This window comes from Ferruginibacter sp. (assembly GCF_014377975.1).
Lineage (GTDB): Bacteria > Bacteroidota > Bacteroidia > Chitinophagales > Chitinophagaceae > Ferruginibacter.
Window position 1 is genome coordinate 1 of the sequence record NZ_JACMOO010000238.1, and the last position, 6,851, is coordinate 6,851.

The following is a 6,851-nucleotide window of genomic DNA, read 5'->3' on the forward strand; positions in this document are numbered from 1 at the left end:
AGGGCATGTCTGCCAAAAATTTCATCACCCCACAGTGTTATTTGTAATTCTTGTGCAAATCTATACAAATTGCCATTGTGTTGAAAATTTTTTACCAATTATTTTAAAAATATAGATAATATTGAAGTAATTGTTTATATATTTGAATAATTATTAAAATCAAAATATAAAATGGCCAGTAAATTAAATCTTGACAAACTTGATTTGCAGATTATTCACGAAATGATGGAAACCGCAGAAATTTCTTATGCTGAATTGGGGAAGAAATTATTTGTCAGTGGAGGAACTATCCATGTACGTATTAAAAAACTTCAGGAATTTGGAATTGTTAAAGGTACTAAACTAAATGTAGATATCAGGCAGCTAGGTTATGATATCACGGCATTTGTTGGAATTTATCTGGAAAAAAGTTCTTTATATGATACGGTTGCCAAGGAATTGATGAAGATTCCTGAAATTGTGAGGCTCAATTATATTACCGGCAACTACAGTATGTTTATAGAAATTGTTTGTAAGGATATTAGCCAGTTGCGATATGTTTTGCATGATGCTTTACAAAAAATAAAAGGAATTGACCGCACAGAAACTTTCATTTCGCTGGAAGAAGGGTTTAACAGAAATGTACAGGTGGCACCTGTTGAATAAAAATCAGCAACGTCTACAAAGAAAAAGAAAAAAGAAACTTTTAAGACTCACCCCTTACATCTGCAGCATCTCTCAATCCGTTGCCCAGCAAATTAAAAGCAAGCACCAGTAACATGATGGCAAAACCTGGGATAAGTGCCAGTATTGCATTGTGGGTAATAATAAAATTATAATTCTCCCTTATCATTAACCCCCAGCTTGGTTGCGGTGCCTGAACCCCAATACCTAAAAAGCTTAGGCCAGCTTCAATGATAATGGCAGTCGCAAAATTGCTGGCAGCTATTACCAGCACAGGCCCCATAATATTGGGTAAAATATGTTTGATAATGATCCGGCCATCGCTCAACCCCAATGCCCTTGCAGCCTGGATATATTCCATTTCTTTTACTGCCATTACCTGCCCCCGGATTAACCGTGCAACACTTACCCACATGGTAAGGCCAACGGCAATAAATATCTGCCAGAAACCCTTACCCAACGCCATGGTAATAGCAAATACCAACAGCAAAGTTGGTATGCTCCAGGTAACGTTTACCAGCCACATTATAACTTCGTCTATCCATCCCCGGTAGTAGCCTGCAACAGCACCCAATACAACTCCCAATGTAATAGAAATAAATACAGCTATCAAACCTACTACCAGACTAACTTTTGTACCAATAATCAACCGGCTTAAAATATCCCGTCCAAATTTATCGGTACCTAAATAGTAGTTTTTTGTAACAATATTTTGTTGTAACAGCGTGGTTGCCTTATGCCTGGTTAACGCGTTAATGGAATAAATTTGCACAACACTGGTATCTTCATCAACATATTTATTTACAATCAATGAATCGCCTTTTACCTGATATTTACTGATGGGCAAATAGCGATAATCTTCCGCCCTGCCGTACATTAATTTTGTAAACCAGCCGGATTTACCATTTTTTTTATCAGGGATTTTTAAAAATAGCTGTTTAAATCCGGGATTTTTAGCCTGTAGTTCTACCGTTTGTAAATCTGCATTGGGAGTGGTATCCGGTGCAATGAGGTACCCGAAAACAGACATAAAAATAGCCGATGCAATGACTAACAAACCAAAAAGTGCACCTTTATTTTTTTTTAGCTTATGCCATGTCTGTGTGGTAAATGAAAAAGATTGCCCCATTTGTATGATTGTTCAAATTTACTTCACTTTTCGCTCTTTCCATTGGTAGCTGCCAAATTTTCCCAGCCACCCGGCAATAACTGTGTATAAAATATGAAAAGGTTCTGCTACCGGAAACCACCACAACATATTTTTTTTATTAAAAAACCCGGCCACCGGAAATAGAAAAAAAAGTTCTGTTATTGTTTTTAAAACCAGTAAAATCAACCAATATTTTGTAATGGAAAGGTGATAACTAAAAAATAAAAATGTGGTATTGCTAAAGACTGCCAGTACCGGCAGCAACAATAGCATCAGGTTAAAGAAATACACCAATATCAGCACCGCCAGTATTCGTTTATCATTGTATTTATCTGCCTTGCTGGCCCAGCGGATGCGTTGGTTAAAAAAATCTGTCCAGGTATTCATGGCTTGGGTAGTAACAATTGTTTCTCTGGATTTTAAAAACAATACCCTGTCTGGATAACGTTCATAAATTTTGTGCATCAGCAACATATCATCCCCGCTGGCAATATCGTCTATGCCCTTAAAACCACCAACTTCATTAAAAGCTTTTTTCTCGTAAGCAAGATTGGCTCCGTTGCACATGCTGTGTATTTTTTTATAAACCGCCGCACCAGTTATGCCTTGTAATGTCATAAAATCAAGTGATTGAAATATGCCTAAAAAATTGCTGCCGGTAATAACAACCGGTGCTGCAATAAATGCAGGGTTGTACGTCTCATAAAAATTTGCGATGGTTAACAGCCAGTTTTTACCCATTGTACAATCTGCATCGGTGGTTACAATCAGATCGCCCTCCGATTGTGCAATGGCAACTTCAATGGCCTTTTTTTTATACGCATTGATTGTTCCGCTAAGATAATTATTTAGAGAAATACATTGAATGTTGTGTTTATGAAATGATTGTACAACCAGGGCAGTTTGGTCAGTTGAATGATCATCCACTACTATAATTTCAAACAAATCCTTTGGATAAGTTTGCTCCGTTAAAGCTTGTAAGCAGAGTCCAATATTTTGTTCTTCATTTCTTGCTGGAATAATGACAGTGATTTTGGTGAAGGGCTTATAACCGGCAAAACTTACAGTAAGTTTATCTTTTTTAAATGCTGAATTATACACGGGAATCTGCAGCCAGCATTGCCGGTAATATATAATTAATGCTGCGTAGCCGGCAAAAAAAACACCTGGAATAATGAATAGAATAAACTCCATAATGGTATGCCGTACAAGGGTGCTATCCGCTACAGGCGGACAAGTTGTAACAAATTTAAACTTTTGCACAAAAACCGGAAACACAAAAATAATTTTTAAAAGTTCAAACGAATCATATATCTTTATATAGTTGTTTAAACAACTATATGCCATACAACCAATTTAAAAAAGGAGAACTATATAGCTTTATCACAGGTAAAGCCAGTACTGCTATTTCACGGCGCTTACAAAAAAATTTTAAGGAAGCCAATGTAGAAATTACTATTGAACAATGGAGTGTGTTATACCATTTATGGAAGGAAGATGGGTTAAGTCAACAGCAATTGTGCGATGCAACTTTCAGAGATAAACCAAGCATTACAAGGCTGGTAGATAACCTTGAAAAACTTCAATTGGTAAAAAGGGTATCCAGCAAAAATGACCGCAGAATGAACATGATTTATCTTGCTCCAGAGGCAAAGGACCTGGAAGAAAAAACCATCGAACTGGCAAATCAAACATTAAATGAAGCATTGGAAGGGGTTACTATTGAACAGATTGAAATTGCGAAACTTGTTTTGCAGAAAGTATATGATAACCTGAAGTAATGGACAAATTATAGCTGGCAGACCCTGGTCTTTCATCTGTTAACCAAGAACTATCAACAATAAATATAAAAGTTTACAAAAAATTTATATATATATGAGCGCATCAACTTCAACCACAACATCCATAAAAGGTGGAGAATGGTTAATTAAAGAAAGCAATGCATTTGAATCTTATACACCCGAAGATTTTAATGAAGAGCAATTGATGGTAAAGGAAATGTGTTTGCAGTTTTTGCAAACAGAAGTGCTGCCGGTGGCAGACCGTATTGACAAATTAGAACCAGGCCTGATGCCATCGTTAATGGTAAAGGCAGGAGAACAGGGTTTATTGGGTGCGTCTATACCGGAAGAATATGGTGGATTAGGAAAAGATTTTGTTACTTCCACCCTGGTGAATGAAGGCCTTGGCGGTGGCTATTCTTTTAGCGTGGCCATTGCGGCACATACCGGTATTGGTACTTTACCTATCTTATATTTTGGTACGGATGAACAAAAACAAAAATACATTCCCAAACTGGCGGACGGGGAATGGAAAGGAGCCTATGGGTTAACTGAACCCAATAGTGGCAGCGATGCACTAAGTGCTAAAACAGCAGCCTTACTTTCTGCAGATGGAAAAAACTATATTTTAAATGGGCAAAAATGCTGGATCACTAATGGTGGATTTGCAGACGTGTATACCGTTTTTGCAAAAATTGACGGAGATAAATTTTCTGCCTTTATTGTAGAACGCGGCTTTGAAGGATTTACGCAGGGGCCCGAAGAACATAAGATGGGTATCAAAGGTTCTTCTACAGTGCAGTTGTATTTTCAGGATTGTAAAGTACCGGTTGAAAATCTATTGGGCGAGGTAGGCAAAGGCCATATTATTGCCTTCAATATTTTAAATATTGGCCGTCTTAAATTGTGTGCTGCGGCGTTGGGTGCATCCAAAATGGCCCTGAACATGACCATTGATTATGCTAAAACAAGGGAACAATTTAAAACTGCCATTGCAAATTTTGGGGCTATTAAATATAAACTGGCAGAAGCTGCGATAAGGATTTTTGCAAGTGAAAGCGCTTTATACAGAACCAGCAAATGGATAGATGATAAAGAAATTGAACTGGCCAATGCCAGCAAACCATTCAATGAAGCGTTGCTGGGAGCCGCTGAAGAATTTGCAGTGGAATGTGCCATATTAAAGGTGCACGGTAGTGAAGTACTGGATTATGTAGTGGATGAAGGCGTACAGGTTTTTGGGGGAAATGGTTTTAGCGATGAATATGTTATCAGCCGGGCTTACCGGGATAGCCGCATCAACCGCATTTATGAAGGTACCAACGAAATTAACCGGTTGCTTACAGTAGATATGATTTTGAAAAGAACTATGAAAGGCAAGCTTGACCTGATGGGACCAGCCATGGCAGTTTCCAAAGAATTGATGAGCATCCCTGAATTTGGAAACGAAGACGAAACACCTTTTGCGGCAGAAAAAAAATCCATCTTAAATATGAAGAAAAGTATTTTGATGGTGGCGGGTGCAGCGGTGCAAAAACTAATGATGAAAATTTCGGACGAGCAGGAAATACTGATGAATATTGCGGATATGGCCATCGAAACATTCGTGGCAGAAAGTACTTTATTAAGGATTATAAAAATGGCCGATAAGCAGACAGAAGCTTCTGTAAGTGTGCAAATTGATATGATGCGTTGCTACCTCAATGATGCAGTGGACCGGGTTAATAAAGCAGGTAAGGAAGCCATTAATGGATTTGCGGATGGCGATGAACAACGCATGATGTTACTAGGTTTAAAGCGCTTTACAAAAGCTGCGCCGTTTAATAGCAAGGATGCACGAAGAAGGATTGCAGATACCTTAATTGCTGCCAATAAATATGCCTGGTAAATTTGTGAAAAAATAATTTAGCGCATTAAAAAAGGCTGATTCAAAATATGAATCAGCCTTTTTTAATAAAATAAAATCTTCTATTTGTAAGAATAAGCAATGCCTTTTTTAATGGCCTGTTTAACACCAAATCCATCACTCTTATCAGAAGTCATTAAAATAAATGGCGCCCCAATTTCTGCTGCAGCTTCTTTAATTCTTTTAGCTGCTTTCTTATCAGCAGATCCGGCGGTGTTGTAGCTGAACATACCGGAAGTTTTACCTTTTATTTCTTCTCCTTTTTTAAGACCGATTGCCTCGCTTGCATTAGTAATTACCTCTACTTTTTCCCAGTCGTCTTTGCCTGAAACAACAATTTTTTCTGAAATGGTTTCTTTGCGGCCACTAATACCATAAGTAATAGACGCTACGGCAAATTTTCCGATTGTTTGTTCGGCATCCTCGCCGGGATATTTGTAAGAGATGGTAGTTTCTCCTACCTTAATAATTTTGACTTCTAAAGTTTCGCCGGAGTGCTTTAACATTTTATCGTTTGTTTGGCAAAAAGATAAAAGCACACACATAGAAGTGAATACGGACAACATGATTTTTTTCATAATTTGATTTAGGTTTAGGAGATGAAAATAGGGTATTTTTGTTGCACTCAAAAAAATTTAAGTTTGAATAAAATTGCAGTCGTCTTGATTTGTTTGGTTGCAAACAACGCATTTTGTCAGAATACTGACAAGCCCTTTATTAAACTCGTCCAACCATCCCGGAAGACCAATGCCGTAAGCTGGTCAAACAGTTTTATCATAGGCAGTACCTGTAAAACCTGTACTGTTACAGTAAATGAAAAACCCGTGAAAGTCTATCCTACCGGCGCTTTTGCAGTTGAATTAAATTTAAGGCCCGGCGATACCTCCTTCACTATTATTGCTTCTCTTGCCGATAAAACCGTCAACAAAAAACTTGCGTACACATACACGCTTCCAAAGCCTCCCGAACCGGTAAAAGATTTATCTATTGAAAACATCGAAACCTGGCCCGAAGGAAATTTAATTTTAATGACAGGAGATAAAATTAAATTCAGGGTAAAAGCCTTGACGAATTGTGTGGTAAAAGCAATGGGGGATACCAGGCTGTATGAGCTGCCCGTTAATCAGACAAAAGGGATGCCCGGCATTTACCAGGGTGAATATATTGTGAAAGCAACGGATAGTTTTACAGTGATGAAAATACCAGTTACCGTTACCGATTCTTTGAATAGTACCTTTACTAAAGAAACAAAACAGGTATTTTCTATCCTCTCGCCGTTGGCCTCTGATATTGCGATTACCAAAGGCAGGCTGGCTCATTTGGAATATGGCCTCGGAGATGACCGGTTGGG

Annotated in this window: 7 protein-coding genes; 4 read left to right on the forward strand and 3 right to left on the reverse strand. The window is 38.0% G+C overall.

The features are described from left to right. Positions 1-171 precede the first annotated feature (171 nt). On the forward strand, positions 172-645 hold the full coding sequence (locus H7254_RS12645; protein WP_301922543.1) for an Lrp/AsnC ligand binding domain-containing protein: 474 nt from the start codon (positions 172-174) through the stop codon (positions 643-645). A gap of 40 nt (positions 646-685) precedes the next feature. On the opposite strand, the gene H7254_RS12650 is transcribed toward H7254_RS12645, so the two are convergent. Both H7254_RS12650 and H7254_RS12655 read right to left on the reverse strand, forming a co-directional pair. Then, on the reverse strand, positions 686-1,792 hold the full coding sequence (locus H7254_RS12650; RefSeq protein ID WP_301933312.1) for an ABC transporter permease: 1,107 nt from the start codon (positions 1,790-1,792) through the stop codon (positions 686-688). Between the two features lie 18 nt (positions 1,793-1,810). Beyond that, positions 1,811-3,160 carry a glycosyltransferase gene (locus tag H7254_RS12655; protein WP_301933313.1) on the reverse strand — a complete coding sequence of 450 codons (1,350 nt, stop codon included), beginning with the start codon at positions 3,158-3,160 and terminating at the stop codon, positions 1,811-1,813. Between H7254_RS12655 and H7254_RS12660 the strand changes: the two genes are divergently transcribed. Further along, positions 3,154-3,594 (forward strand): MarR family winged helix-turn-helix transcriptional regulator, encoded by a 441-nt coding sequence (locus H7254_RS12660; protein WP_301922546.1) that lies wholly within the window; start codon positions 3,154-3,156, stop codon positions 3,592-3,594. The genes H7254_RS12655 and H7254_RS12660 overlap by 7 nt on opposite strands. A gap of 94 nt (positions 3,595-3,688) precedes the next feature. Next, positions 3,689-5,482, forward strand: coding sequence for an acyl-CoA dehydrogenase family protein (locus H7254_RS12665; RefSeq protein WP_301933314.1), 1,794 nt, complete (start codon positions 3,689-3,691; stop codon positions 5,480-5,482). An 80-nt stretch (positions 5,483-5,562) separates the two neighbouring features. Here the strand turns inward: H7254_RS12665 and H7254_RS12670 are convergent, their stop codons facing one another. After that, positions 5,563-6,006 carry a hypothetical protein gene (locus tag H7254_RS12670; protein ID WP_301933315.1) on the reverse strand — a complete coding sequence of 148 codons (444 nt, stop codon included), beginning with the start codon at positions 6,004-6,006 and terminating at the stop codon, positions 5,563-5,565. 135 nt (positions 6,007-6,141) lie between these two features. Here H7254_RS12670 and H7254_RS12675 point away from each other — a divergent pair. Beyond that, a partial coding sequence (locus tag H7254_RS12675) for a hypothetical protein (RefSeq protein ID WP_301933316.1) occupies positions 6,142-6,851 on the forward strand: 710 nt, incomplete at its 3' end.

Bases quoted from the DNA above. Each gene is read 5' to 3' on its own strand.
- H7254_RS12655 (WP_301933313.1), bottom strand. From the start codon at position 3,160: ATGGCATATAGTTGTTTAAACAACTATATAAAGATATATGATTCGTTT.
- H7254_RS12660 (WP_301922546.1), top strand. From the start codon at position 3,154: ATGCCATACAACCAATTTAAAAAAGGAGAACTATATAGCTTTATCACA.
- H7254_RS12645 (WP_301922543.1), top strand. From the start codon at position 172: ATGGCCAGTAAATTAAATCTTGACAAACTTGATTTGCAGATTATTCAC.
- H7254_RS12665 (WP_301933314.1), top strand. From the start codon at position 3,689: ATGAGCGCATCAACTTCAACCACAACATCCATAAAAGGTGGAGAATGG.
- H7254_RS12670 (WP_301933315.1), bottom strand. From the start codon at position 6,006: ATGTTAAAGCACTCCGGCGAAACTTTAGAAGTCAAAATTATTAAGGTA.
- H7254_RS12650 (WP_301933312.1), bottom strand. From the start codon at position 1,792: ATGGGGCAATCTTTTTCATTTACCACACAGACATGGCATAAGCTAAAA.